The sequence below is a fragment of the Anaerosalibacter massiliensis genome (assembly GCF_024623155.1).
Lineage (GTDB): Bacteria > Bacillota > Clostridia > Tissierellales > Sporanaerobacteraceae > Anaerosalibacter > Anaerosalibacter massiliensis.
In genome coordinates, this window is sequence record NZ_JANJZL010000001.1 from 25,949 (window position 1) to 52,445 (window position 26,497).

At 28.7% G+C, this 26,497-nt stretch carries 29 protein-coding genes, 1 tRNA gene and 1 other annotated feature; of the genes, 28 read left to right on the top strand and 2 right to left on the bottom strand.

From position 1 onward, the window contains the following. Positions 1-17 precede the first annotated feature (17 nt). The 10 genes from NSA23_RS00225 to NSA23_RS00270 all read left to right on the top strand — a co-directional run bounded on the left by NSA23_RS00225 (position 18) and on the right by NSA23_RS00270 (position 11,200). Positions 18-356, top strand: coding sequence for a LapA family protein (locus tag NSA23_RS00225; RefSeq protein ID WP_257490019.1), 339 nt, complete (start codon positions 18-20; stop codon positions 354-356). Between the two features lie 16 nt (positions 357-372). Then, on the top strand, positions 373-2,847 hold the full coding sequence (gene recJ / locus NSA23_RS00230) for a single-stranded-DNA-specific exonuclease RecJ (RefSeq protein WP_257490020.1): 2,475 nt from the start codon (positions 373-375) through the stop codon (positions 2,845-2,847). Between the two features lie 54 nt (positions 2,848-2,901). Further along, complete coding sequence (locus NSA23_RS00235) at positions 2,902-5,064, top strand: RelA/SpoT family protein (RefSeq protein WP_042682148.1); 2,163 nt, start codon at positions 2,902-2,904, stop codon at positions 5,062-5,064. Positions 5,065-5,087: 23 nt separating this feature from the next. Continuing rightward, the gene (gene dtd / locus NSA23_RS00240; protein WP_042682146.1) at positions 5,088-5,537 is read left to right on the top strand and encodes a D-aminoacyl-tRNA deacylase; all 450 of its coding nucleotides are present in this window, start codon (positions 5,088-5,090) and stop codon (positions 5,535-5,537) included. 10 nt (positions 5,538-5,547) lie between these two features. After that, positions 5,548-6,171 (top strand): MBL fold metallo-hydrolase, encoded by a 624-nt coding sequence (locus NSA23_RS00245; protein WP_257490021.1) that lies wholly within the window; start codon positions 5,548-5,550, stop codon positions 6,169-6,171. Positions 6,172-6,237: 66 nt separating this feature from the next. Further along, positions 6,238-7,692 carry a coproporphyrinogen dehydrogenase HemZ gene (hemZ, locus tag NSA23_RS00250; RefSeq protein ID WP_257490022.1) on the top strand — a complete coding sequence of 485 codons (1,455 nt, stop codon included), beginning with the start codon at positions 6,238-6,240 and terminating at the stop codon, positions 7,690-7,692. 28 nt (positions 7,693-7,720) lie between these two features. Then, positions 7,721-7,894 (top strand) — a binding site (T-box leader). Positions 7,895-7,947: 53 nt separating this feature from the next. Continuing rightward, positions 7,948-9,729 (top strand): aspartate--tRNA ligase, encoded by a 1,782-nt coding sequence (gene aspS / locus NSA23_RS00255; protein ID WP_257490023.1) that lies wholly within the window; start codon positions 7,948-7,950, stop codon positions 9,727-9,729. 41 nt (positions 9,730-9,770) lie between these two features. After that, positions 9,771-10,481, top strand: coding sequence for a tRNA threonylcarbamoyladenosine dehydratase (locus NSA23_RS00260; protein ID WP_246119207.1), 711 nt, complete (start codon positions 9,771-9,773; stop codon positions 10,479-10,481). Between the two features lie 10 nt (positions 10,482-10,491). Further along, positions 10,492-10,914 carry a SoxR reducing system RseC family protein gene (locus NSA23_RS00265; RefSeq protein ID WP_257490024.1) on the top strand — a complete coding sequence of 141 codons (423 nt, stop codon included), beginning with the start codon at positions 10,492-10,494 and terminating at the stop codon, positions 10,912-10,914. Positions 10,915-10,927: 13 nt separating this feature from the next. After that, complete coding sequence (locus NSA23_RS00270; protein ID WP_042682133.1) at positions 10,928-11,200, top strand: metal-sensitive transcriptional regulator; 273 nt, start codon at positions 10,928-10,930, stop codon at positions 11,198-11,200. 4 nt (positions 11,201-11,204) lie between these two features. Here the strand turns inward: NSA23_RS00270 and NSA23_RS00275 are convergent, their stop codons facing one another. Beyond that, positions 11,205-11,645, bottom strand: a complete 441-nt coding sequence (locus NSA23_RS00275; protein WP_257490025.1) for a threonine/serine exporter family protein — start codon at positions 11,643-11,645, stop codon at positions 11,205-11,207. Further along, positions 11,645-12,433: a threonine/serine exporter family protein gene (locus tag NSA23_RS00280; RefSeq protein WP_257490026.1), complete on the bottom strand. Its 789-nt coding sequence runs from the start codon at positions 12,431-12,433 to the stop codon at positions 11,645-11,647. The genes NSA23_RS00275 and NSA23_RS00280 overlap by 1 nt, the downstream gene beginning before the upstream one ends. A 176-nt stretch (positions 12,434-12,609) precedes the next feature. On the opposite strand from NSA23_RS00280, the gene NSA23_RS00285 reads away from it, so the two are divergent. The 18 genes from NSA23_RS00285 to NSA23_RS00370 all read left to right on the top strand — a co-directional run bounded on the left by NSA23_RS00285 (position 12,610) and on the right by NSA23_RS00370 (position 26,487). After that, positions 12,610-13,842: a serine hydroxymethyltransferase gene (locus NSA23_RS00285; protein WP_042682130.1), complete on the top strand. Its 1,233-nt coding sequence runs from the start codon at positions 12,610-12,612 to the stop codon at positions 13,840-13,842. A 96-nt stretch (positions 13,843-13,938) separates the two neighbouring features. Continuing rightward, positions 13,939-14,853: a YIEGIA family protein gene (locus NSA23_RS00290; RefSeq protein ID WP_042682128.1), complete on the top strand. Its 915-nt coding sequence runs from the start codon at positions 13,939-13,941 to the stop codon at positions 14,851-14,853. A gap of 11 nt (positions 14,854-14,864) precedes the next feature. Beyond that, positions 14,865-15,059: a capping complex subunit for YIEGIA gene (locus tag NSA23_RS00295; RefSeq protein ID WP_050069823.1), complete on the top strand. Its 195-nt coding sequence runs from the start codon at positions 14,865-14,867 to the stop codon at positions 15,057-15,059. 115 nt (positions 15,060-15,174) lie between these two features. Next, complete coding sequence (gene der / locus NSA23_RS00300) at positions 15,175-16,488, top strand: ribosome biogenesis GTPase Der (RefSeq protein ID WP_042682124.1); 1,314 nt, start codon at positions 15,175-15,177, stop codon at positions 16,486-16,488. A gap of 1 nt (position 16,489) precedes the next feature. Continuing rightward, positions 16,490-17,086, top strand: a complete 597-nt coding sequence (gene plsY / locus NSA23_RS00305; RefSeq protein ID WP_081915237.1) for a glycerol-3-phosphate 1-O-acyltransferase PlsY — start codon at positions 16,490-16,492, stop codon at positions 17,084-17,086. Positions 17,087-17,112: 26 nt separating this feature from the next. Beyond that, the gene (locus NSA23_RS00310; protein ID WP_042682122.1) at positions 17,113-18,141 is read left to right on the top strand and encodes an NAD(P)H-dependent glycerol-3-phosphate dehydrogenase; all 1,029 of its coding nucleotides are present in this window, start codon (positions 17,113-17,115) and stop codon (positions 18,139-18,141) included. Positions 18,142-18,260: 119 nt separating this feature from the next. Beyond that, the gene (spoIVA, locus tag NSA23_RS00315) at positions 18,261-19,739 is read left to right on the top strand and encodes a stage IV sporulation protein A (RefSeq protein WP_042682120.1); all 1,479 of its coding nucleotides are present in this window, start codon (positions 18,261-18,263) and stop codon (positions 19,737-19,739) included. 183 nt (positions 19,740-19,922) lie between these two features. Further along, positions 19,923-19,999: transfer RNA gene (locus NSA23_RS00320), tRNA-Pro, on the top strand. Positions 20,000-20,450: 451 nt separating this feature from the next. Then, positions 20,451-20,822: a hypothetical protein gene (locus NSA23_RS00325; RefSeq protein ID WP_222704780.1), complete on the top strand. Its 372-nt coding sequence runs from the start codon at positions 20,451-20,453 to the stop codon at positions 20,820-20,822. Positions 20,823-20,929: 107 nt separating this feature from the next. Beyond that, positions 20,930-22,222 carry a biotin/lipoyl attachment domain-containing protein gene (locus NSA23_RS00330; RefSeq protein ID WP_257490027.1) on the top strand — a complete coding sequence of 431 codons (1,293 nt, stop codon included), beginning with the start codon at positions 20,930-20,932 and terminating at the stop codon, positions 22,220-22,222. Positions 22,223-22,241: 19 nt separating this feature from the next. Further along, complete coding sequence (locus NSA23_RS00335) at positions 22,242-22,928, top strand: YggS family pyridoxal phosphate-dependent enzyme (protein WP_042682114.1); 687 nt, start codon at positions 22,242-22,244, stop codon at positions 22,926-22,928. A gap of 13 nt (positions 22,929-22,941) precedes the next feature. After that, on the top strand, positions 22,942-23,373 hold the full coding sequence (locus tag NSA23_RS00340) for a cell division protein SepF (RefSeq protein WP_257490028.1): 432 nt from the start codon (positions 22,942-22,944) through the stop codon (positions 23,371-23,373). 32 nt (positions 23,374-23,405) lie between these two features. Further along, the gene (locus NSA23_RS00345) at positions 23,406-23,672 is read left to right on the top strand and encodes a YggT family protein (RefSeq protein WP_042682109.1); all 267 of its coding nucleotides are present in this window, start codon (positions 23,406-23,408) and stop codon (positions 23,670-23,672) included. Positions 23,673-23,688: 16 nt separating this feature from the next. Continuing rightward, positions 23,689-24,474 (top strand): YlmH family RNA-binding protein, encoded by a 786-nt coding sequence (locus NSA23_RS00350; RefSeq protein ID WP_042682107.1) that lies wholly within the window; start codon positions 23,689-23,691, stop codon positions 24,472-24,474. A gap of 14 nt (positions 24,475-24,488) precedes the next feature. Further along, positions 24,489-25,088, top strand: coding sequence for a DivIVA domain-containing protein (locus tag NSA23_RS00355; RefSeq protein ID WP_042682105.1), 600 nt, complete (start codon positions 24,489-24,491; stop codon positions 25,086-25,088). Positions 25,089-25,171: 83 nt separating this feature from the next. After that, the gene (locus NSA23_RS00360; RefSeq protein ID WP_257490029.1) at positions 25,172-25,942 is read left to right on the top strand and encodes a bifunctional 3-deoxy-7-phosphoheptulonate synthase/chorismate mutase; all 771 of its coding nucleotides are present in this window, start codon (positions 25,172-25,174) and stop codon (positions 25,940-25,942) included. A gap of 65 nt (positions 25,943-26,007) precedes the next feature. Beyond that, on the top strand, positions 26,008-26,145 hold the full coding sequence (locus tag NSA23_RS00365; RefSeq protein WP_257490030.1) for a hypothetical protein: 138 nt from the start codon (positions 26,008-26,010) through the stop codon (positions 26,143-26,145). 63 nt (positions 26,146-26,208) lie between these two features. Next, the gene (locus NSA23_RS00370; protein ID WP_042682103.1) at positions 26,209-26,487 is read left to right on the top strand and encodes a DUF5665 domain-containing protein; all 279 of its coding nucleotides are present in this window, start codon (positions 26,209-26,211) and stop codon (positions 26,485-26,487) included. The last annotated feature ends 10 nt before the right edge of the window (positions 26,488-26,497 follow it).

The window sequence follows — 26,497 nt, forward strand, 5'->3', positions numbered from 1 at the left end:
ATCAGGGAGGAAATATTATGCAGAAAGGTTTCATATTTTCATTATTGTTTGCAATTCTAGTAGCTATATTTGCATTAAAAAATGCTAATAAAGTTCTTATAGATTTTATATTTGGAAAAGTAAGTATATCCCAAGCATTAGTTATACTAATTTCTGCAATTTTAGGGGCAGTTATAGTAGCAATTATGGGGAGTGTAAGGAATTTTAAACTTAAGAAGAAAGTTAAAGAGTTAAATAAAAAGATAGAATCTATAGAGGTGGAAAAAAATGAATTGAGATTTCTTCTAGAAGAACAAAATGGAAATACATTAGACATTGAAAAGGATAGCAATATTATAGATGAACAGAAGAGCTAAATTTTGAGGTGATTATGTGATAAAGTTTAATAAGGTATATAGCTTGTATAAAGAAAATTATTCTGAAGTTGATATATTATGTAAGGAGTTAAATATTTCTCCTATTACAGCAAAAGTACTTATAAATAGAGGATTTAAGAATGTAGAAGAGGGAAAAGAATTTTTAAATACAGATATAAATAATTTAATAGATCCTTTCTTGTTAAAAGATATGGAACAAGCTGTTAAAAGAATTGTTAAAGCTATAGATTTAGGTGAAAAAATATGTATTTATGGGGATTATGATGCAGATGGAGTTACTAGTACTTCTACAATATTGCTTTTTTTAGAAAACATAGATGTAGATTACTTCTATTATCTACCAAATAGACTTGAAGAAGGTTATGGATTAAATAGAAATGCTATAGACAAAATACATAGTTTAGGTGCTTCTCTTGTAATTACAGTTGATTGTGGAATAACTAACATAGATGAGGTGAATTATCTAAATGAAAAGGGTATAGATGTTATAATTACAGATCATCATCAATGTGGAGATAGACTTCCAGAGGGGATTGCTATTATAAATCCTAACAGGGAAGATTGTTCTTATCCCTTTAAAAAATTAGCTGGAGTAGGTGTAGCCTTTAAATTAATACAAGGTTTATCAAAGGAATTAAATATTCCTATAGATTATGAAAAAATATTGCCTATAGTAGCTGTTGGAACTGTAGCAGATGTAATGCCTATAATTGGTGAAAATAGAGTTATAGTCAAAAATGGTCTTAAGATAATGGCTAATACATCTAATATTGGGTTGAAGGCTCTTTTAGAAGTTGTAGGACTTAAAGATAAAGAAATATCATCCTATCATTTAGGTTTTGTACTAGGTCCTAGACTTAACGCAGCAGGGAGATTAGGAGCTGCATCAACTGGTGTTGAAATGTTTCTTTCTACGGATTATGAAAAAGCCACTTTACTAGCAGGAAAATTAGATGAGGAAAATAAAAAAAGGCAGGAAATTGAAGATGAGATATTGAAAGAAGCAGAAGAATTGATAAAAAATGAAATAGACTTAGAAAAAGATAAAGCAATAGTATTAGCTTCTGATAAATGGCATTCAGGTATTATCGGAATATGTGCTTCTAAATTGACAGATAAGTATTTTAAACCTACAATTTTATTTTCCATAGAGGGAGACTTGGCTAGGGGATCAGCAAGGAGTATTCCAACTTTTGACATCTATGATGGCTTAGTTGAATGTAGTAATTTATTTGAAAAATTTGGAGGTCATAAGCAAGCAGCAGGTATATCTATTAAGACTCAGAATATAGAAGTTTTTAGAGAAAAAATAAATAATATAGTTGAAAATACTTTGACTGAAGCAGATTTTATTCCGGAAATATCTATTGATAGTGAATTAAATTCAGATGATATAAATTTAAAAACTATAAAAGAATTGAAGGAACTTGAACCCTTTGGTGTAGGTAATCCTTCTCCACAATTCATATATAAAAATGCAAATATTGATAATATTAGAAGTGTAGGAAGAGATAATAAACATTTAAAATTAGTATTAGAAAAAGAGGAAAGCAAAGTAGATGCTATAGCATTTAACTTTGGTGAATATGATAATGTATTAAGACCTGGGGATAGTATAAATGTTATAACTACATTGGAGATTAATGAATATAGGGGAATGATAAATCCTCAATTTAATATTAGAGAAATAGCAGATTTAGATTTTTATCAATCTAATATGTATGATGATTATCATAGCCATATGAAAAACTGTTTTAAAGTAAGTAAAAAAAATCATTCTTATAATTCTGTAAACTTAGATTTTTCTTCTAAGGTAGATAGATTAGATTTTATTATTGATAAATTAAAAAATGAAGATTCAACAATTGTATTAGTATTTAATTATTCTAATTTGGAAGAAATATTAAAAGCTATAAAAATGGAAGGAAGAGAAATAATTAGAAAGACATCTATTACTTATAATTTTAATAATAAAGGAAAAACAAATAATTTAGTTATACTTCCTATTTTGTCAGAACTAAAACTTGAAGATTATAAAAATATTATATTGTATGATCTAAGTTTTGATAAAAATAATTTATTTGAATTTATAGATGAATCAAAGAATTTGAATATTCAAACTTTATTCACTAGAGAGGATATTGATAAAAATAAAGAATTAATCAACTCTTTTATTCCAACAATAGATGAAATGAGAGTAGTATATAAAACGCTTATTTCTGCGAAAGGAAAGGCTTTTAAGATTGAACCATATGTATATTTAAGATCCATAAATAAAAAATCAGCTAGAAATATAACAAAGTTTAAGTTAGATCTAATATTTGAAATATTTAAAGATATAAATCTTATAGATTTTGTTTATAAGGGTAAATTTTATTTTATAAAGGTATTGGAAAATTCTAATGAAAAAATTGACATAGGAGAAACATCTAAAGTAAAATACTTATATAGTTTAAATAATTATATTTAATAAGGGTATTATCTAGGAAAGGGCATAGTAAATAGGAAATGAGTGGGTGAATTTATGTTAGAAAACTTAATTTTAAAAATACAACAATATAATCCACAAGCTAATATGAAACAGGTTATTAAAGCTTATAGTTTTGCAGAAGCTGCTCATGAAGGTCAGTATAGAAATTCAGGGGAAAGGTTTTTTGTCCATCCCTATAATGTAGCCATGATACTTGTTGAGCTAAATATGGATACTGACACTATAATAGCAGGACTTTTACATGATGTATTAGAAGATACAGATATTGGTTATGAAAGAATGGAAGAGGAGTTTGGAAAAGAAGTAGCAGATTTAGTAGAAGGGGTTACAAAACTTAAGAAATTAAAATATAAAACTAAGCAAGAAAATCAAGCAGAGAACTTAAGAAAAATGGTTGTAGCAATGGCTAAGGATATCAGAGTTATAATAATTAAATTGGCAGATAGATTGCATAATATGAGAACTTTAGAATATATGAGCGAAGAGAAGAAAAAAGAAAAAGCTTTGGAAACATTGGAAATTTATGCACCTCTTGCACATAGATTAGGTATTTCAAGAATAAAATGGGAGTTAGAAGATTTATCTTTAAGATTTTTAGATCCAGAAGGATATTATAAATTAGTAGATAAAATATCTAAACAAAGAAGAGAAAGAGAAGCCTATATTCAAATGATAATAAATACACTTCAGGATAAACTTGAAGAAATGGACATATCCTGTGAAATAAGCGGTAGACCCAAAAATTTTTATAGTATATATAGGAAAATGGTATATCAAAATAAGGGTTTTGAACAAATATTTGATTTAACTGCAGTAAGGATAATTGTAGATACAGTTAAGGATTGTTATGGAGCATTAGGTATAGTGCACACTATGTGGAAGCCTATTCCAGGCAGATTCAAAGATTATATAGCCATGCCGAAACCTAATATGTACCAATCTCTTCATACTACAGTCATGGGACCTCAAGGAGAACCTTTTGAAGTTCAAATAAGAACTTGGGATATGCATAGAACTGCCGAATATGGAATTGCAGCTCATTGGAAGTATAAAGAAGGAACTGTAAAGACAGATAATTTTGATGAAAAATTATCTTGGTTAAGACAACTTTTAGAGTGGCAAAAAGATATGAAGGATCCTAAAGAATTTATGGAATCTCTTAAAATAGATTTTTTTACAGATGAAGTTTTTGTATTCACTCCAAAGGGAGATGTTATTAGTCTACCTAATGGTTCTACACCTATAGATTTTGCATATAGAGTCCATACAGCCGTAGGAAATAATTGTGTAGGTGCTAAAGTAGATGGACGAATTGTTCCCCTTGACTATAAATTAAAAAATGGAAATATAGTAGAAGTAATTACTTCTGCAAATAATACAGGACCAAGTAGAGATTGGTTAAAAGTAGTCAAAAGTAGTCAAGCCAAAACTAAGATTAGACAATGGTTTAAACGAGAAGAAAAAGATTTAAACATTATTAAAGGAAAAGATATGTTAGAAAAAGAGGTAAAAAGACAAGGATTTAAACTAACAGAAATTTTAAAAGAAGATTGGTTGAAAAATATTGCAAGTAAAGTTAGTTTAAATACTACAGATGATTTATATGCTGGGCTTGGTTATGGAAGTGTGACTTTAAGTCAAGTAATGCCTAGGCTTAAAGAGTTTTATAAAGAGCATTATGATATAAAAGATGAAAAAAACATCATAGAACCTAAAACTGTTCCCCAAGCTCCAAAAAAGAAAGAAAGAGCAGAGCAGGGTGTAACAGTAAAAGGAGTGGACAATATAAAGGTCCGTTTCTCTAAATGCTGTAACCCAGTTCCAGGAGATGATATAGTTGGGTATATAACTAGAGGAAGAGGAGTTTCTATCCATAGAAGTGATTGTCCTAATATTACAGAATTAGGAAGTAGTGGAAGGTTTATATATGTAGAGTGGGCTGAAGACAAAAAAGCTTCATATCAAGCAGAAATTCAAATAAAGGCTACTGATAGGCCAGGAATTTTAACTGATATAACTCAAAAGATAACTGATGCAAAATTAGCAGTTATATCTTTAAGTGCTAGGACAAATAGAGAAAAGTTAGTTCTTATGAATATAACCCTTGAAATAAAAGATGTGGAACAGTTAAGACAATTAGTTAAAAAGATAAAAAAAGTAAAAGGTGTTATGGATGCTTATAGGGTGACTACTTAATCGTAAAGAAAGGATGAAAAAGAATGAGAGCAGTAGTTCAGAGAGTTAACTATAGTAGTGTTACTGTTGATAATAAAAAGATTGGAGAAATAGATAAGGGTTTGTTAGTATTTCTAGGAGTGGGTAAAGAAGATACTGAAGAAGATTTAAATTATTTAGTTAACAAAATACTTGGTCTTAGAATATTTGAGGATGAAAATGAAAAAATGAATTTATCACTTTTAGATATTAAAGGTGAATTATTGGTAGTATCCCAGTTTACTTTGTATGGAGATGCTAGAAAGGGTAAAAGGCCAAGTTTCACATCATCAGCTTCACCTGATATGGCTGAAAAATTATATAGAAACTTTATTGAAAAAAGTAAAAAATATGATATAAAAGTAAAAGAAGGTATATTTGGTGCAGACATGAAAGTTAGTATTGAAAATGATGGACCAGTTACTATTCTTTTAGATAGTAAAAAAAATTTTTAGGAGGGATATTTTGAAAATAGAAAGATTGACAGTAGGAGTATATGCTGCTAATTGTTATATTATTTATTGTGAGGATACCAAGGAAGGTATAGTTATTGATCCAGGTGAAGAAGGAGATAGAATATTAAAAAGGATAGAAGAATTAAATTTAGATGTAAAATATATAATTCTTACTCATGGACATGGAGATCATATAGGTGGACTAAAAGAAGTAAAAGAAGGAACTCAGGCACCTATTTTAATTCATGAAGGTGATAGGGAATTGTTAAACGATGGAACTAAAAATTTATCTAGTGTGATGGCTACAGGAAGTGTTCAACTAGAAGCTGATAGGTTTGTAAAAGATGGAGAAGAACTTAGTTTTGGAAATTATTTAGTTAAAATAATTCACACACCTGGTCATACTCCAGGAGGAATAAGTATAAATATAGATAGTAGTTTATTTACTGGAGATACTTTATTTGCAGGTTCAATAGGAAGAACAGATTTTCCAGGAGGCTCTTATGAGCAAATCATTAACTCAATAAAAGAAAAGTTAGTTCTTTTTTCAGATGATACTATTGTATATCCAGGTCATGGTCCATCATCAACAATAGGTAGAGAGAAAGTTTCTAATCCATTTATTATAAGATAAAGAATATCTATAAGTATTTTAAGAACTTAAGGTGATAAGATGATATTGATCTATTTAGAAGGGCATATGTATAACTATGAAGTTCATGAACTAACTAAATTATTTTTCTTTGGAGAAGATATTAAATTTATAGAAGACGAAAAAGATTATAATGAAAATGGAATATTAATAAAAAATTATTTAAAACAAAATGAAGATGATTATTTTTCTATCACTGAAATTGTAAGTGATGGAAAAATAATAAGTAAATATTTAGTAAGTTCTATTAATAGTATTGATGTTAAAAGAGATGATTTAAATAAAAAGATTAAGGTTGGTATAAAACAAAGTATTTATGAAGCAATATCAAATATATCTAAAGTGGAGGCTCCTTGGGGAATACTTACAGGAGTAAGACCAGTAAAAATTGTACATGATTTAATAGATAAACAAATAGGAGAAGAAAAAATATATAATATTCTTATAAATGAGTATAAATTATATTCTGATAGAGCTAGATTAATTATTGATATAGCTAAAAGACAAAGAGGATTTATCTATCCATTATCTAAGGATAGATTTAGTTTATATATAAGTATTCCATTTTGTCCTACTAGATGCATATATTGTTCTTTTCCCTCTAATTCTCTAGAGATAAGTAAAAATTATGTAGATGAGTATACAGAAAAACTTATATATGAGCTAAATATGGTTAAAGAGTTTATGGAAAATAAGAAAATATGTACAGTTTATATAGGGGGTGGAACTCCCACTGCTATACCTACAGAAAACTTAGATAGAATAATCAAGACTATATATAATTTATTTGGAAGGAATAATATAGAAGAGTTAACTGTTGAGGCGGGTAGACCTGATACTATGACTTCTGAAAAGCTTCATATGTTGAAAGAAAATAATATAGATAGGATAAGTATAAATCCCCAAACTATGAACTTAAAGACTTTAAAATTAATAGGTAGAAAACATACAGATGAAGATATAGTTAAAACATTTAAATTAGCAAGAAAAACAGGTTTTTCTAATATAAATATGGATATAATAATTGGACTTCCAGGAGAAGATATAAGGGATGTAGAAAATACATTAGAAATTATATCTAAGTTAAATCCTGAAAGTTTAACAGTCCATACACTGACAGTTAAAAGAGTTTCTGAATTTAGAAAAAAGATTAGTAGCTATTCGATAAAAGATCAAGAAATTATTAATTCTATGTTAAAATTAACTAAAAAGTATGCAGAAAATATGGAGCTTTTACCCTACTATCTATATAGGCAAAAACAAATGTTAGGTAACTTTGAGAACATAGGATATTCAATTAAAGGCAAAGAATGTATTTATAATATGCTTATAATGGAAGAAAAAGAAACTATAATAGCAGTAGGTGCAGGAGGAGTGTCTAAAATTTTTTATCCTGATGAAAATAGATTTGAAAGAGTACCCAATGTAAAAAATTTGGGAGAATATTTGACTAGAACAGAAGAAATGGCAGATAGAAAAAGAAAGCTCATTGACACTATATAATTTTTATCTTATAATTATAAAAACATATTAAAAGACTAGGATAAGGAGTAGTAGTTAAATTTCTAGACTATAGAGAGTCGGTGATGGTGGAAATCCGATGTCAATATTTAATGAAGACACCTTTGAGTCAATAAGTCTAAAAAAAGCGAGGTACAATACCTAATTAGGGTGGCACCGCGAGATATAAACTCTCGTCCCTGAGTTTCATGGATGAGAGTTTTTTTATTTTTGAAAATATTATGGGAGGTTAGAAATATGGTTGAAAAAATGGGTAAACTAAGAAGAACTCATATGTGTGGAGAGCTAAGAAGTTCAAATATTGGAGAAGAAGTAGTGCTTATGGGATGGGTTCAAAAGAAAAGAAACTTAGGTTCTCTAATATTTGCAGACTTGAGAGATACTATGGGAATAGCACAAATTGTATTTGATGATACTATTTCAGAAGATCTATTTAAAAAAGCAGAAAAAGTTAAAGGTGAGTATGTTATTGCAATTAAAGGAAAAGTCAGAGAAAGAGAATCTATAAATCCTAGCATTCCCACTGGAGAAATAGAGATAATAGCAGATGAATTAAAAATATTAAATGAATCAGAAACACCTCCAATTTATATTAAAGATAATGATGATGTTGCTGATAATATGAGGTTAAAATATAGGTATCTTGATTTAAGAAAACCATCTATTCAAAATAATCTTAAAGTAAGACATAGAACTAGTAAAATAATAAGAGAGTTTCTAGATGAAAATAATTTTGTAGAAATAGAAACCCCTATGCTTACTAAACCTACCCCTGAGGGTGCTAGAGATTATTTAGTACCTAGTAGGATTAATGCTGGTAAATTTTATGCTCTTCCTCAATCCCCACAACTGATGAAACAGCTTTTAATGGTTGCAGGTATGGATAGATATTACCAGATAGTAAAATGCTTTAGAGATGAGGATTTAAGGGCAAATAGGCAACCAGAGTTTACACAGGTAGATATAGAGATGTCCTTTGTAGATATAGAGGATATAATAGAAATAAATGAAAAGCTTTTATATAAAATATTTAAAGAAATAAAAGGTGTAGAAATAGAATTGCCTATTAAAAGAATGACTTATAATGAGGCTATGGAAAGATTTGGTTCAGATAAGCCAGATTTAAGATTTGGTTTTGAGCTTAAAGATATAACGGATATAGTTGCCAACTCAGATTTTAAAGTATTTAGTGGTACTATAAAAAATAATGGAGAAGTAAGAGGTATAAATATAAAAGGCCATGAATCTAATTTTTCAAGGAAAGATATTTCTAAATTAGAATCTTATATAAAGGATTTTGGTGCAAAAGGTTTGGCTTGGATTAAGATAACAGAAGAAGGTATTTCTTCGCCTATTGCTAAGTTTCTAAAAGAAGAAGAGCTAGAAAAAATAATTGAAAGAATGGATGGAAATAAAGGAGATTTGCTATTATTTGTAGCAGATAAATCTAAAGTAGTATTTGATAGTTTAGGCAATTTAAGGGTAGAAGTTGCAAGGAGACTTGATATAATAGAAAAAGATGATTTAAAATTAGTTTGGATAACAGAGTTTCCCTTATTCGAATATGATGAAGAGAAAGAAAGGTATGTAGCTAAACATCATCCATTTACTCATCCAATGGAAGAGGATATTCATCTTTTAGAAACTAGACCCCAAGACGTTAGAGCAAAAGCTTATGATATTGTTATAAATGGTGATGAAATGGGAGGAGGAAGTATTAGAATTAGTGATTCCAAACTTCAAGAAAGAATGTTTAAAGCTTTAGGACTTCAAGAAGAAGAAGTTAAGGACAAATTTGGATTTTTATTAGAGGCATTTAAATATGGAACTCCTCCTCATGGTGGAATAGCGTATGGATTTGATAGATTAGTAATGCTTCTAACTGATACAAATAATATTCGTGATGTAATTGCTTTTCCAAAAACTCAAAGTGCAACCTGTCTTTTGACAGGAGCACCAACTTATATAGATTCTGAACAGCTTAAAGAGGTTCATATGAAATTGGATTTAGAAAAATAATTATTCCAGGGCTTTTGCCCTGGAAAGTATTCATAATGTAGGTGATAATTTTGGATAATTCTTTTTTAAGAACAGAATTACTTTTAGGAAGAAGGAATATGGATATATTAAAAAAATCAAAGGTTTGTGTATTTGGAATAGGTGGTGTAGGTTCCTATGCTGCAGAAGCATTAGTAAGATCAGGAATTGGCAATATTGTTTTAGTAGATTATGATATAATAGATATATCAAATATTAATAGACAAATCCATGCTACACATAGTACTGTAGGAAAATATAAAGTTGAAATTATGAAGGAAAGAATTTTAGATATTAATCCATGGGTAAATATTAAAGTATTTAATACGAAAGTGGAAAAATCTAATTTAGACTTCTTGTTGAAAGAAAAGTATGACTATGTAATAGATGCAATAGACATGGTGACATCAAAACTAGCTCTAATTGAAAGATGTAGCCATGTGAATATGCCTATTATTAGCTGTATGGGTGCAGGAAATAAATTAGATCCGACAGTATTAGAAGTAGGAGATATATATGAAACGAGTGTTTGTCCATTGGCAAAAGTCATGAGAAGGGAATTAAGAAAAAGAAATATAGATTCTCTAAAAGTTATATGGTCTAGAGAAAAACCTATTAAAGTAGATTTAATAGATCAAAAAACTGGGAAGCCCATTCCAGGAAGTGTTTCCTTTGTTCCACCTGTAGCAGGATTAATGATTGCTTCAGAAGTGGTTAAAGATTTAATTAGTTAGGAGGGATTATATGGATCAAGTTGGACTTGTAACTGAAATAAAGGATGATATGGCAGAGGTTGAAATAAAGCGTATGACAGCTTGTGGACATAGCTGTCATAGTTGTTCAGGTACTTGTCGTGTACCGGGCATTAAAATAACTGTGCCTAATATTTTAAATGCCAGTGCAGGAGATTATATAGAATTAAGAGCTAAAGGTGAAAGCATATTGAAATATGCAATAATAACATATATGATTCCATTTTTTATGTTATTATTAGGCATTTTTGCAAGTATGTATATATTTAAGTCTATGGGCATAAAAAGCTATGAAAACTATAGTTTCCTAGTAGGATTAATATTTTTAGCAATATCCTATATGATCCTTAGAAAAATAGATAAAAAAGTAAAAGAGACTAATAATTTAAGTTTTGAAATGGTTAAAATATTATAAAGGGGGTATTAGGGTGGGTAAAGAAGAAGAAAAGAAGGTTGCTATAATAAATAGATTAAGACGAATTGAAGGACAAGTAAAAGGTATACAAAAAATGGTTGGAGAAGATAAAGTTTGTGGCGATATCCTTGTACAGATTGCTGCAGCAAGGGCTGCATTAAATAAGGTAGGAGGTATGATTTTAGAAGATCATATGAAAGATTGCATAAAAGCTTCTTTAGACAATAGTACAGATGAAAAAGTGCTAGATGATTTAATTGACACTATATTGAAATATACAAAATGAAAAATTACCTTGATTTATTTTTAACCCTTTTTATTGATCGACTTAAGGAAGAGGACATGACTATACCAATAGCAATAGCTACTGCAATAAATAAAGTTTCTGCTCCTATATTTACAGAATCATAAAATCTTTTCTCTATTAGAGCTAACATTGTATAGTACATTCCTGCTCCTGGTACCAATGGTATAATACCAGGTATAATAAAAACTGTGGCTGGCTTTTTGAAATGTCTAGCTAGTAGTTCTCCTAATATACCTACAGTTAAGGCACCAAAGAAAGTGCCAGCTACAGCTGAAGAATATTGATTTAAGATAAAAGTATAAATTATCCATCCAAAACCTCCTATAGCACCAGCTGATATTATAGAGTCCTTTGGTATGCTAAATAATACTGCAGCTCCTATAGTGGCAAAAAAAGAAAATATAAATTGTTTAAAAAGCTCCATTAAATCAACCCCTTAAAATATATTTTTAGTACCATACCTACTCCAAAAGCTATAGCCATTGCTGTTATTACAGCTTCCATTCCTCTAGAAAGTCCAGAAACAAAATCTCCAGACATAGTATCTCTAATAGCATTGGTTATGGCTACTCCAGGAACTAATGACATTATAGAACCTATTATAATTTTATCAATATTTGTTCCCATACCAATTTTTACAAATAATATTGATAATAATGAAGCGATAGCTGCTCCAGAAAAATTACTTATAAAGAATGTAATACCTAGGTTATTTAATTTAGTAGAAATTGCTACAACTATTATTCCTGTAAAGAAACTTGCCAAGAAATCAAGAAAACTTCCCCCAAATAATAAAGAAAAAAAAGCACAAATAATACCTCCAGAAAAAAATCTAGTAATACTTTTATAATTATCAATATCATCAATTTTTTTAAGTTTTTTTGTTGCCTCTTCTATATTCATATCTGATGATACAAATTGTCTTGAAAAATCATTTACCATATTTATTTTATTTAGGTCAATTTTTATAGTATTTATTCTCTGAAGATATGATAAAACTTCTTCCCCATATTCTAAAGATACAAATATTCCTGTAGGTGTTACAAAAGATTCTACGTATTTAATATTTTTTCTAGATTTACATATTCTAATTATTGTATCTTCAACTCTATAAGTTTCAGCGCCATTTTTAAGCATTATCCTACCAGCTAGAATGGCTAATATTAGGAGACGTTTTACTTCTTCTTTTTCGGATATTGGATTCATTGTCATTTTTTCACCTCTATTGTTAAAACTTTTTAACTTGTAAATATATTCTTAAATTTATATAATAAAATTATATAATGAACTAATATTATCTTAAATTATATTTATATTATATTATGAAACAGGAGTTAATCAAGTACGTATAGAATATTAAATTATAATAAAAGAAAGGAGATAAATAAATGGATTTTTCAAACTTAAGAAAAGCTGATCCAGAAGTAATGAAATTTATTGAAATGGAAACTAAGAGGCAAAGAGAAAAAATAGAATTAATTGCCTCTGAAAACTTTGTAACTCCTCAAGTAATGGAAGCCATGGGTAGTCAACTTACAAATAAGTATGCAGAAGGTTATCCTAATAGGAGGTATTATGGTGGTTGTGAATATGTAGATATGGTGGAGGATTTAGCTAGAGATAGACTTAAAGAGCTATTTGGTGCAGAACATGTAAATGTTCAACCTCATTCAGGTTCTAATGCTAATTTAGGAGTTTATTTTGCTGTATTAGAACCGGGAGATAAAGTTCTAGGTATGAACTTATCACAAGGGGGACATTTAACTCATGGTAGTCCAGTTAATATTTCAGGAACATATTACAATTTTGTTTCCTATGGAGTAGATAAAGATACAGAGAAGATTGACTATGATAAAGTAAGAGAGATTGCAATAAAAGAAAAACCTAAGATGATTGTAGCAGGTGCTAGTGCATACTCAAGAATTATTGACTTTGAAAAGTTTAGGGAAATAGCTGATGAAATAGATGCATATTTAATGGTGGATATGGCTCATATTGCAGGACTTGTAGCAGCAGGACTTCATCCAAGTCCAGTTCCTTATGCAGACTTTGTAACTACTACAACTCATAAAACTTTGAGAGGACCAAGAGGTGGGGCTATACTTTGTAAAAAAGAATATGCTAAGAAAATAGATAAGGCAATATTTCCAGGAATTCAAGGTGGACCTCTGATGCATGTTATTGCTGGAAAGGCTGTTAGTTTTGGAGAAGCTCTTACAGATGAATTTAAAGAATATCAAAAACAAATAATCAGAAATGCAAAAGCTTTAGCAGAAGGATTGAAAGATGAAGGATTTAGATTGGTATCAGATGGAACAGATAATCATTTATTATTATTAGATCTAAGAAATAAAAATTTAACAGGGAAAGAGGCAGAAGAACTTTTAGATGATATTGGAGTGACAACTAATAAGAATACTATACCTTTTGATCCAGAAAGTCCTTTTGTAACTAGTGGGCTTAGAATAGGTACTCCAGCAGTAACTACAAGAGGAATGAAAGAGAAAGATATGAAGGAAATTGCCGAAATTATAGGCCAAGCATTAGATAAAGATATTGATAGAGATATAGTAAAAAATAGAGTTAAGAATTTGTGCAATAAATTTCCACTATATGAATAAAAGTTAAAAACCTATGGTTTAGGCCATAGGTTTTTAGCATATATAAATTTAAAAAGGGAAATATATAATATAATGATTATTTAGGTGGGTGTTATAATGCTTAAATACAATTATATAATAATCCCTTCTATAATATTAGGTATAATATCAAGATTATCTATGCTTAGAGTAGATTATAGACAATATCCGAGTTATCCTCAAGGTGTATTTTCTCATTTTACATTAGGTATAGTATCTTCAAGTTTGGGAGCAGTGGCTCTTCCAGCCTTGTTAGAGAAGGAATTTTCAGCAGTAACTTTTTTAGCTTTAGCCGCACAGCAGTTTAGAGAGGTTAGAAATTTAGAAAGGCAAAGCTTGGAAAATATTGATAAAACTGAATTAGTAGCAAGGGGAACAGCTTATATTGAAGATATAGCGAAAGCTTTTGAGGCCAGAAATTATATGACTATGATGACTTCTTTATTTGTAAGCTTAGCTATTTTTATTTTTGATAAACTCTTAATAAGATCTTATTCAATATTATTAGGTGGTATTTTAGGACTTTTGATTATTGTTTTATTTCATAAGATAGTTTCTAGGGAACTGATTGGGGAGATAGCAGATATTTATCCTGCTAAGATATCTTTTAAAGGTCCTATTTTAACTGTTAATGGTATAGGAATAACAAATATAGGGTTAACAGAATCTAGAGAGATTTTTTTAGAAAAAGGTATGGCAGTTGAAATAGTTCCTAAAAACCAAAATGCAGTAGTAACTCTTTCAAATTTAGGTCAAAGAAAGGCCATAGAGCATAATGTAGCTATACAATTAGGAATAAGAAAGGATTTAGACCAGCCAGATTTTGCACCTTATATAAGTAGAGACCCAGATACAGGAAATCTTGTATTTGTAATAGTTAGCATGGAGAATGATATTGAATATTTAATATTAGCAGTTAAAAGGACCCTTGTTCTTGAAAGTGCTAAGAGAAAACCTTTATCATCCTATGTGGGAAAAAAGGCTGCAGATTAGGAGGAATTTCATTGGATATTAAGATAAAAAATAATATATTGGCTATTGTAACTACAGATGAAAGTAAGATAATTGGTGGAGATGCCCCAGTTTTTTTGGCTAAAGATGAAAAAGAAAGAGAAAATATTGCAATTCTATTGTCCAAAATTACTTTAGGAATGATCCATGAATTAGAAAATGGATGTTATGTTATAGTCAGACACTAAATTTAAATTATATCTATTTACATATTTATTCTGCTATAATAAAATAGATGCAATAACAATATAATATGGAATTGTTAATTATGTAATAAATGTTCTAAAAATATGAGGTGATAGAATGAGACCAGTAGTTTGTATAGTAGGAAGGCCTAATGTAGGTAAATCTACACTTTTCAATAGAATAGTAGGAAGTAGAATTGCAATTACAGAAGATAGGCCAGGAGTTACGAGAGATAGGATTTATGCTGAGGCAGAATGGTTAAATAATTATTTTATTTTAATAGATACAGGAGGCATTGAACCTTATAGTGATGATATTATATTGTCTCAAATAAAAAGACAAGCAGAGGTAGCCATAGATACTGCTGATATAATATTATTTGTAGTAGATGGATTAGATGGAGTTACATCTACTGATAGAGAAATTGCTAATTTATTAAGAAAATCAGGAAAAAAAGTTATTTTAGTATGCAATAAAGTAGATACACCAAAAACTCCTGATATAGTATACGAGTTTTATGAATTAGGTTTTGGAGAGCCTACAGTGGTATCTGCTGGGCAAAGTTTAGGATTAGGAGATTTACTTGATAAAGTAATAGAAAATTTTCCTGAAGGAAAAGATACAGAATATGAAGAAGGGGTAATTAAAGTTTCTATTATAGGTAAGCCTAATGTAGGTAAATCTTCTTTAATAAATAATGTATTAGGTGAAGATAGAGTTATTGTAAGTAATATACCTGGAACTACTAGAGATGCAATAGATACTCCTTTTACATATAGGGAAGACAAATATGTATTTATAGATACTGCTGGAGTTAGAAGAAAGAGAAATGTTTCGGAAAATGTAGAAAGATATAGTGTTATAAGAACTCTTACCGCTATAGAAAGATCAGATATATCTATTTTAATGATAGATGCTACAGAAGGAGTTACGGAACAGGATGCTAAAATAGCAGGTTATGCCCATGAAAGAGGGAAAGGTTTGATTATTGCAGTTAATAAATGGGATTTAATAGAAAAGGCTAATAATACTTATAGGGAATTTGAAAAAAATATCAGAAATAAATTATCTTTTGTAATTTATGCACCTATAATTTTTGTATCTGCAAAAACAGGAAAAAGAGTTGATAAGCTACTCCAACTTATTAAAAAAGTTTATAATAGTTATACCCAGAAAATTAGTACAGGAGTATTAAATGATATTATAAATGAGGCTGTCCTTTTAAGTCCACCTCCAACAGATAAAGGAAAAAGTCTTAAAATATATTATGGAACTCAAATAGGGGTCAAACCGCCCAAATTTGCTATATTCATAAATAATGCAAAGTTATTACATTTCTCCTACGAAAGATATATAGAAAATCAAATTCGATCCCACTTTGGTTACGAAGGAACTCCTATTAGGTTTCAATTTAGAGAAAAGGGGGATTAAGTTGGGCAATATAATAAAGGTCATTATTATATCTTATTTTATAGGTAATTTTTCTTCAGCTTATATCTTAGGAAAATTGTATGAAAAAAAAGATATAAGAAACTATGGTAGTGGAAATGCTGGTGCAACTAATGCTTTAAGAGTTTTTGGGATAAAAATAGGTATTTTAGCATTTATATTTGATATTTTAAAGGGCTTTATAGCTGTTACGGTAAGTAAAAATATTATGGGATTTAACGGAGGTTTAATAGCAGGATTATTTGTAGTTATAGGACATAATTGGCCAATAGTTCTTAAATTTAGGGGAGGAAAAGGTATAGCAGCCTCTCTTGGAGTTATGCTGTGTCTAAATCTGCCTACAGCAATTATATGTATGGCTATAGGTTTTTTAGTTATAGCTAAAACTAGATATGTTTCTTTAGGCTCAATAATGGCTACAGGACTAGTACCTATTGTAGGTTTGTTTACTAAAAAGCCTTTTAATTTTAATTTCTTCTTTTTTACTATTGCTTTAGCTCTTATGGCTATATTAAGACATAAAAGCAATATAAAAAGATTATTGAATGGTAAAGAGTCAAAACTTGGAGAACGAGTTTAGTATATTAGTTATAGGGGGCTAATTAAATGGTGGAAAAAATCGGAGTAATAGGAGGAGGAAGTTGGGGAACTGCATTAGCCATACTTCTTTCTAAAAAAGGATATGAAGTAGAGCTTTGGATAAGGAATAAAGCTCAATGTGATAGTATAAATATTTCTAAAGAAAATGTAAAATATTTACCAGGAGTAATAATTCCCAGTAATGTAAGGATTATAAATGATTTAGAAAGGGTAGTAAAAAATAAAGATATTTTAGTTTTAGCTACTCCTTCCCATGGGGTTAGAAATATCTTAATAAATTCTAAAAATTATATAAAATCAGGACAAATAATTGTTAATGTAGCTAAGGGAATAGAAAATGAAAGTCTTATGAGAATTTCACAAGTTGTAAATGAAATTGTTCCCAAAAGTAAGTATGCAATTTTATCAGGACCATCTCATGCAGAAGAAGTTGCAAGGGATATGCCTACAACAGTAGTTGCAGCTTCTAGAGAAAAAGATATAGCAAACTATGTTCAAGATATATTTATGGCACCTAAATTTAGAGTCTATACTAATCCAGACGTTATAGGTGTAGAATTAGGTGGATCTTTAAAAAATGTTATTGCATTAGGTGCGGGAATTTCAGATGGACTAGGCTATGGAGATAACACAAAGGCAGCTCTTATGACTAGAGGAATTATAGAAATGGCAAGACTTGGAGAAAAAATGGGGGCTAATTATGAAACTTTTGCAGGTCTTTCAGGTATTGGTGATTTAATAGTGACGTGTACAAGCATGCATAGTAGAAATAGAAGAGCTGGTATACTTATTGGAGAAGGAAAAACCTTAGAAGAGGCTATAAGCAGTGTAGGAATGGTAGTAGAGGGGATTAAAACAGCTAAATCTGCATATGAATTAGCTGACAAATATAATGTGATAATGCCAATAGCTGAAGAAATATATGAAGTATTATATAAGGGAAAAGATGTTAAAAACTCTGTTGTAAATTTAATGCTTAGAGATAAAAAGCATGAGATGGAGGATATCGCAAAAATATTGAATAATGAATGGTAAGACATACTTTCTAGTATGTCTTTTTTAATGGTTATCATATTTCTAAAATTAAGACATATATATATAATGTTAAGGAGCGATTCTTTATAGATAAAATATGTTTTAAAGGAGGGAATAAAATGGAGAAGTTTGATATATACAAAGATATTAGTGAGAGGACTGATGGAGATATTTATGTAGGAGTTGTAGGACCAGTTAGAACAGGAAAATCAACTTTTATAAAACGTTTTATGGAATTATTAGTACTACCTAATATTGAAAATAGGTATAAAAAAGAACGAGCTAAAGATGAACTGCCCTTAAGCGGTTCAGGAAAAACTATTATGACAACAGAACCAAAATTTGTTCCTAATGAAGCTATAGAACTAACTTTAAAAGATAATGTTAGATTTAAAGTTAGAATGGTAGACTGTGTAGGATATTTAGTAAAAGGTGCTCTTGGACATGAAGAAGATAGTATTCCAAGAATGGTTACTACTCCTTGGTATGAAAAAGAAATACCTTTTGAAGAAGCAGCAGAAATAGGTACTAAAAAGGTTATAACTGATCACTCAACAATAGGGATTGTTTTAACTACTGATGGTTCAATAACTGATATAGATAGATCTAATTACATAAAGGCAGAAGAAAGAGTTATAAATGAACTAAAAGAATTAGAAAAGCCATTCATTATATTGTTAAATTCAAAACATCCAAATTTAGATAGTACTATTGCATTAAGAGAAAGTTTAGAAGAGAAATATGAAGTAGCTGTAATAGCTGTAGATTGTTTGAATATGGAAACTAATGATATTGAGAAAATATTTGAAAAAATATTATTTGAGTTTCCAGTGAAAGAAATAAACATAAACTTACCAGGTTGGATGGAAGGTTTGGGCAGAGATCATTGGATAAAATCTAGTATTTTAGATTCTTTAAAAGAATCTATACAGACATTACAAAAATTAAGTGAAGTTAGTTCTTCTATAGAGAGCCTAAATGAATTGGATATAATAGAAAAAACTAAAATAAATGAAATAAAATTAGGAGAGGGTATTGCAGATATAGATATAATATTAGAAGATAATCTTTTTTATAATGTATTAGAAGACATGACAGGTTATACTATTGAAGGGGATTATCAGCTTTTAGGTCTTATATCTAAATTATCAGAAGCAAAATATGAATACAGTAAGATAGAAGCTGCATTAAATGATGCAAAAGAAATTGGATATGGATTAGTAAATCCAGGATTAGAAGAATTAGAATTAGCAGAACCTGAGATATATAAACAAGGTAATAGATTTGGTGTGAAGCTTCGTGCTAAGGCGCCATCGCTGCATTTAATAAGGGCTGATATAACAACAGAAGTTTCTCCACTTATAGGAACAGAAAAACAAAGTGAAGAATTAGTAAAATATTTCATAGATGAGTTTGAAGAAAACCCATCAAAAATTTGGCAGTCTAATTTATTTGGAAAATCTCTATATGATTTAGTAAATGAACAACTTCAAGTAAAGTTGAATACTATGCCAGAAGATGCGAGAGCTAAAATGAGAAGAACTTTAGAAAGAATAATAAATGATGGTAGCGGTGCGCTCATCTGTATTATAATATAATAAAAATGAATGGAAATATTTAAGCACATTAAAATAAATTTATTTTAATGTGCTTTTGTCGTGTGATGAATTAAAAATAAATATAATTGAGAAAAGCTTACTAAATTTAATACTAACTATTTAAAAGATAAAATTTGCATTTTCCTTAAAAATAGTATATACTATAGTAGTCGTAATGGAAGTCGGGATGTGGCGCAGCTTGGTAGCGCACAAGTCTGGGGGACTTGGGGTCGCTGGTTCAAGTCCAGTCATCCCGACCATTTTTATTTTCTCTGTAAATAAGTTTATAACTAGCATACATCTATTTGATAGTCTTAATGTTTTGTAATTTCGTGCCACTTTTACTTTTCCTTTCATTTTTTCTATTATGTTATTAATTTTATCAGTGGCTTTTTCCTGTATGGATTCTAAAATATGGAAATAAGTATCTAATGTTATTGAAGTACTAAAATGGCCTAATTTTTTATTTGCTACTTTAGTAGGTGTTTTAGATTTTAGCATTAGAGTAGATTAGTATGCCTCATATCATGAAATCTTATCTACTTTTCTTAATTATATTATCAAAATCTTCAGAAAATATAGGAGGACTTATTAACAATTTTATTTTTATATGTAGAAATCTATGTTTATAATATGTTTAAGTAATTATTTAATTATGATATACTTATACTAATAATAAATAGCAAAACATAATATGGGGGTAATAATATTTTGTTAAGATTTATTGAAAATATTTTATTAATATTATTTATTGTAAGTATAACAGGATATATACTTTCAGTATTAAAAGAGAAGATTTATTTGAAGAATAATATGATAGTTATAAATAAAAAATCAGTAACTCAAAAGCATATAGATGAAGCAGATATGAAAGAATTTATATTTGATGGGCATAGGGTTAAATCAGGTGATGAAATTAAAGTTATTTTAAAGGGCAATAAAATAATTCATGGTATTTTAATAGGGGCAAAAAGGCAAGAAAGAGCCATCCTTATGGTAACTCATAGTGATGAAATTAAAAAATTTTGTATTGACAATGTAAAAAAATTTAGGATAATTAGTAAGTATGGAAAGTTTTTTTAAAAAATAGGACTTTAGACCTAGGACTTTTTTTAAAAAAATAGAAGGAAAAAACAAATATATAGAGAAAGTGTAATTATTACCTATTTGTAAAAAAAGGATGGTTATTTATGTCTAGAGAAGAAAGAGATAAGAAACGAAGTAAGAGAAAAAAGATTAGGGCTTTTTTCATAGCTTTTATATTTATATACTTGATTTTTAGGAGCGTGCCTGCATTGCATGCTTCAACACTGAAAACAGCTATCGTAGAAGAAGGTACTGTAGAAGATAAAGTTGAATTAAAAGCTATAGTAGTTAAAAATGAGAAAGTATATACTTCTAAAGGAGAGGGAAAGGTTAAGCTTTACAAAAAAGAAGGTGAAAGAGTAAAGGTTGGAACAGAAATTGCTCAGGTTTCTTTGCTGGACAAAGATGCATCTTTAAAAAATGAATTAGAGGAAATAAATAGAAAGATTGAAAGTGTTGAAAAGATACAAAAAGAAAGAGAAACAGTGAAATCTGATAAGGATAAAGCCAATAAAAATTCCAATGAAGTATTAGATAATATACAAAATAGTATTGCGAATAAAAATTATGAGGAAATACCTAATTTAAAGGAAGAACTTTATTTTTCTTTAGGGAAACAAAAAGATGTATCTGGAGGAAATACTCTTTCAGAACAAACTTTGGAAAATTTAAATAGAGAAAAAGAAAAGATAAAAAAAGAAATTGCTAACAATTCCATTAAATATATATCTGAAGAGGCAGGAATAGTAAGTTATGAAATTGATGGATTAGAAAATATTTTTTCTCCTAAAAATTTGTCTAAATACAATGTAGAAGATATAAAAGAAGCTGAACTTCGTTCAAAGGTTACAAAAGATGGAAATAAAATAAATGCTGAGGATATCCTTTTTAAAATAGTAGATAATCACCATTTTTACCTTTTAGTTCAGATAGATGATATCAAACAGATTTCACCACTTAAAGAAGGAGATAGCATAAGTTTTTTAATAGATAATGATAGTCAAAAGTTAAGGGGAAAAATTCGAAGAATAGACAAAAAAGGAAGACAAGCTGCAATGGTTATTGAATCTGATTTTTTCTGCCATAATTATTATAATAAGAGAAAAGTTAATATAAATTTAATTAAATCTAGTTATGAAGGGTATAAAATACCTATAAAATCTATATCTAAAAAAGATGGTGTTAATGGTGTTTATATTAAAGACATCAGTGGTATAATAAAATTTAAACCTATAAAAATTTTAGGTAAAAATAAAGAATATGCTATTATTTCTAGTGGAGATCAAAATAATAATATAGATATAAATGGAAATAATAAACCAGTTAAAACTGTAAAGCTATTTGATGAAATTCTTTTGAGTAACGGTAAAATAAAAGAAGGACGAATTGTAGACTGACAACAAGGGGGGATTTAAAATTAGCATTAAAGATAATTTGTTAAGGATTCAAGAAAATATTGAAAATGCATTAATAAAATCTGGTAGAAAGGATGATGTAAATCTTATTGCTGTAACGAAGACTGTAAATGTAGATACTATCAATGATGCAATTAGTTTAGGAGTAAATAATATAGGAGAAAATAAGGTTCAAGAAATACAAAAAAAATACGATAATATATATGATAAAGTAAACTGGCATATGATAGGACACCTTCAAAGTAACAAGGTGAAATATATAATCGATAATGTTGATTTAATACACTCTTTGGACAGAATTTCTTTAGCTAAAGAAATAAATAAAAGAGCAAAAGCTAAGGAGAAGATTAAGGATGTACTTATACAAGTAAACATTTCAGAGGAGAAGTCTAAATTTGGTTTAAAAAAAGAAGAAGTTCTTCCCTTCATAGAAAGAGTTTTAGAAATGGAAAATATAAATATTAAGGGATTAATGACTATGGCACCATATGCTGAAGATCCTGAAAAAATAAGATATGTTTTTAGGGATTTAAGAAATTTAGGATATAAAATAGAGGACAGAAATTATAAAAATATTGAAATGAAATACTTTTCTATGGGCATGACTAATGACTATGAAATTGCCATAGAAGAAGGTGCTAATATGATAAGAGTTGGCACAGCCTTATTCGGGAAAAGAACATATTAAGGGGGTAAATAGTATGGCAGATATGTTAAATAAATTTAAGTACTTTATGGGGCTTGAAGACTTAGATGAAGAATATGATGATGAGGATTATGAGGATTATGAAGAAGAATTAGAAAGGTCACAACAAATGAGAGTAAATAACAATGTAGTTAGTATTCATAACAATGTAAATATGAAATTAGTAGTTCATGAACCACTAAACTATGAAGACGCTCCTAGTATTATTGAAGATTTAAAAATGAGAAAAGCAGCAGTAGTAAATTTAGAACAATTAGAAACAGATTGTAAAAGGCAGGTATTTGATTTTATTAATGGAGGTTTATATGCTTTAGAAGGAAATATTCATAAAGTAACAAAAGATGTTTTTATACTTGCTCCAAAAAATGTAGAAATTGATGGATATCTAAAAGAAGATTTTGAAAATAAAGGATTATTTTCATGGTAAAAGATAAAATAAATATACAATGAGGTAATAATATGATAGTTTTATATAGAGCTTTAAATATTCTATTTTATATAATTGAAACATTTATTTTTATTAGAATTGTGTTTTCTTTTTTGCCAATAAATATGAACAATTTATTTGGAAAATTTATATATGATATGACAGAACCTATTTTAAGCCCTTGTAGAGAGTTACTTTATAAGATTGGTTTAGATACGGGACCTTTTGATTTTTCACCATTAGTTGCAGTGCTATTTTTAAGAATTATTTCTGCTGTTATCACAAGAATTATTTTTTGAATTTTGGTGATTATAAATGATTAAAGACAAAGATAGATTTATTTCTCATATAAATGATGAACATCAGATATTTAATATGAGAAGAGTATTAGATAAGGTGGAAATTGTATTAGCTAGACATAGTATTGAAAACACAGACTTTTTAGATCCATATGAGAGAAGATTATCAAAATCTATATTAAGTAGATTTGATGATATATCTTACTCAGAAGATGGTGGACTTTTAAATGCTGAAAGAAAAATTATCTCTATTTTTCCTGATTATTTAGCATTTGAAAAAATTAGAGCACCTATTGTGCCATTGTCTATAAATGGAAGTGTAGAAGGTTTAAAACATAAGGATTTTTTAGGTTCTCTAATGGGGTTAGGAATAACTAGAGAGAAAGTTGGAGATATTCTTTTACATGAGGAAGAAGTTCAGATTATAGTTGAGGATTCAATCTCAGATTATATAATGTTTAATTTGAAGAAAGTAGGAAATAAAAGTGTGAATGTAAATTTAATCAGTAGAGAAGAATTAAAGGAAGGTAAGAAAGATTTTAAGAAGAAAGGCGTTATTATTCCTTCCTTAAGACTTGATGCAGTAATAAGTAAAACCTTTAATTTATCTAGAAAAGATAGCTTAAATCTTATTAATAGTGGAAAGATAAAGGTAAACTGGGAACCTATAAATAAACCTTTTCTTGAGATAAATGAAGGAGATTTAATATCTGTAAAAGGATATGGGAGATTTATTTTATCTAATGTACTGGGGAAAACTAGAAAAGAAAGAATTAAAGCAAATATTACAATATTTAAGTAAATGGAGTGAAGGGAATGCTTACACCATTAGATATACAAAATAAAGAGTTTAAGAGCTCTTTTAGGGGATATAAAGAATCAGAAGTAGATAGTTTTTTAGATGAAATAGTTATAGATTATGAAAAACTTTATAAAGAAAATATAGAGTTAAAAGACAAAATTACTGCTTTAAATGATCATTTAAAACAGTATAATAATCTTGAGGAAACATTGAAAAATACTTTAGTAGTGGCTCAAGGTACAGCAGAGGAAGTTACTAATACAGCAAAACAAAAAGCTGATTTAATAATTATGGAATCAGAGGAAAAGTCAAAAAGAATAATATCTGATGCAAATGATGAAGTGCTTAAAATACAGAAAGAATATGAAAGTTTAAGAAAGGAAATTTATGTTTTTAAAACTAGATTTAAATCTTTAATTGAAGCACAACTTTCAACATTAGATGATTATTATAGTGAAATAGAAAGTGCGGTAATTAATGATGCTAAAGAAAAGTCAAAAGATGAAGCAGATAAAGAAGGTATAGATAATGCTCATAGCTCAAATAATATTCGTATGAAAGATTTAGACAAAGAAGAAAATGATATAGACAAATTGGATGACATGGGGGCTTAGCCTCCTTTTTTATTTTCAAGCTTGACAGAGATTAAGAAATAATGTAAAAACTGTATATGAACTATAGTTTTGGAGGAGTATATATGACAAAAGTTATTAATATTGGAAACGAAGCAAAAATTGGAGACGGGAGTTTTTCTATAATAGGAGGACCATGCGCTGTAGAAAATTATGCTCAGATGGAAAAGGTAGGTTGTTTTTTAAATTCTCTTAATATCAAATTTTTAAGAGGTGGAGCTTTTAAACCTAGAACTAGCCCTAATTCTTTTCAGGGCTTAGGTTTTGAAGGTTTTAAAATTCTTAAGGAGATAAAAGAAAAATATGATTTTAAAGTTGTATCAGAAGTTATGGACCCAAGAGATGTAGAAAAAGCTTCTGAATATATAGATATAATTCAAATTGGTTCAAGAAATATGCAAAATTATGTTTTGTTAAAAGAAATAGGAAAAACTGAGAAACCTGTACTTTTAAAAAGAGGAATGAGTTCAACTATTAAAGAATGGATAATGGCTGCAGAATATATTAAAAAGGAAGGAAATGAAAATATTATTTTATGTGAAAGAGGAATAAGGACATTTGAAGATTATAGTAGAAATACTTTAGATTTAGTAAGTGTTCCTATAATTAAATCAAAAACAGATTATCCTATACTTGTAGATCCGAGTCATGGCACTGGAAGAAAAGAGCTAATTCTTCCAGCTACAAAAGCTGCATTGGCCATTGGTGCAGATGGTGTCATTATAGAGGTGCATCCTGAGCCTTCTAAGGCATTATCTGATGGATTTCAATCTTTAGATTTTAGTCAATTCAAGAGTTTATTTAATGAAATTAAAAAAATAAATGAATTAGTATAGGTGGAACGAACCTTACCTATGATCATAATATGTAGTAGAGTTATATTCATAGGGAGGGTTTTTTTATGTTAGAAATAAAAAATGAAGAAAATGACAATTACCTTTTGTTTTTTTTCTTGCTTCTTACTCAAATTTGGAATGCTAAATTTGATAGACATAGCCTTTTGTTTTTCTTCTTATTATTAAGCATTAATGCAATTTAAAATAATATATTTTTTACACATTTTATTTTTCAAATAGGGAATATTATTTTTGAGGGGAGTAAATTGAAAAAAAGAAAAGAGTTATATGAAAAACTTGATGATATAGTTTTAACTTTAGAAAAAACAAAAATAAACGAATATGTTGATTATATAAATAATAGGAAAAGACTTATTTATTTAAACTTTATTCAGGGTATTGCAAGAGGCTTTGGTATGGCAATAGGTTTTACTATATTAGGTGCATTATTTCTTTATTTTTTGCAACAATTAATAAAATTGAATTTACCTCTTATTGGGAATTTTATATCGGAAATTGTAAAAATAGTTAAGGATAATCTTTAGTTGGAGGAAT

What these genes read in the sequence shown, in the direction of transcription:
- NSA23_RS00225 (WP_257490019.1), top strand. Translation starts at nt 18, where the DNA reads ATGCAGAAAGGTTTCATATTTTCATTATTGTTTGCAATTCTAGTAGCT.
- NSA23_RS00235 (WP_042682148.1), top strand. Translation starts at nt 2,902, where the DNA reads ATGTTAGAAAACTTAATTTTAAAAATACAACAATATAATCCACAAGCT.
- dtd (WP_042682146.1), top strand. Translation starts at nt 5,088, where the DNA reads ATGAGAGCAGTAGTTCAGAGAGTTAACTATAGTAGTGTTACTGTTGAT.
- hemZ (WP_257490022.1), top strand. Translation starts at nt 6,238, where the DNA reads ATGTATAACTATGAAGTTCATGAACTAACTAAATTATTTTTCTTTGGA.
- aspS (WP_257490023.1), top strand. Translation starts at nt 7,948, where the DNA reads ATGGTTGAAAAAATGGGTAAACTAAGAAGAACTCATATGTGTGGAGAG.
- NSA23_RS00265 (WP_257490024.1), top strand. Translation starts at nt 10,492, where the DNA reads ATGGATCAAGTTGGACTTGTAACTGAAATAAAGGATGATATGGCAGAG.
- NSA23_RS00275 (WP_257490025.1), bottom strand. Translation starts at nt 11,645, where the DNA reads ATGGAGCTTTTTAAACAATTTATATTTTCTTTTTTTGCCACTATAGGA.
- NSA23_RS00280 (WP_257490026.1), bottom strand. Translation starts at nt 12,433, where the DNA reads ATGACAATGAATCCAATATCCGAAAAAGAAGAAGTAAAACGTCTCCTA.
- NSA23_RS00285 (WP_042682130.1), top strand. Translation starts at nt 12,610, where the DNA reads ATGGATTTTTCAAACTTAAGAAAAGCTGATCCAGAAGTAATGAAATTT.
- NSA23_RS00290 (WP_042682128.1), top strand. Translation starts at nt 13,939, where the DNA reads ATGCTTAAATACAATTATATAATAATCCCTTCTATAATATTAGGTATA.
- der (WP_042682124.1), top strand. Translation starts at nt 15,175, where the DNA reads ATGAGACCAGTAGTTTGTATAGTAGGAAGGCCTAATGTAGGTAAATCT.
- NSA23_RS00310 (WP_042682122.1), top strand. Translation starts at nt 17,113, where the DNA reads ATGGTGGAAAAAATCGGAGTAATAGGAGGAGGAAGTTGGGGAACTGCA.
- spoIVA (WP_042682120.1), top strand. Translation starts at nt 18,261, where the DNA reads ATGGAGAAGTTTGATATATACAAAGATATTAGTGAGAGGACTGATGGA.
- NSA23_RS00330 (WP_257490027.1), top strand. Translation starts at nt 20,930, where the DNA reads ATGTCTAGAGAAGAAAGAGATAAGAAACGAAGTAAGAGAAAAAAGATT.
- NSA23_RS00340 (WP_257490028.1), top strand. Translation starts at nt 22,942, where the DNA reads ATGGCAGATATGTTAAATAAATTTAAGTACTTTATGGGGCTTGAAGAC.
- NSA23_RS00345 (WP_042682109.1), top strand. Translation starts at nt 23,406, where the DNA reads ATGATAGTTTTATATAGAGCTTTAAATATTCTATTTTATATAATTGAA.
- NSA23_RS00350 (WP_042682107.1), top strand. Translation starts at nt 23,689, where the DNA reads ATGATTAAAGACAAAGATAGATTTATTTCTCATATAAATGATGAACAT.
- NSA23_RS00355 (WP_042682105.1), top strand. Translation starts at nt 24,489, where the DNA reads ATGCTTACACCATTAGATATACAAAATAAAGAGTTTAAGAGCTCTTTT.
- NSA23_RS00360 (WP_257490029.1), top strand. Translation starts at nt 25,172, where the DNA reads ATGACAAAAGTTATTAATATTGGAAACGAAGCAAAAATTGGAGACGGG.
- NSA23_RS00365 (WP_257490030.1), top strand. Translation starts at nt 26,008, where the DNA reads ATGTTAGAAATAAAAAATGAAGAAAATGACAATTACCTTTTGTTTTTT.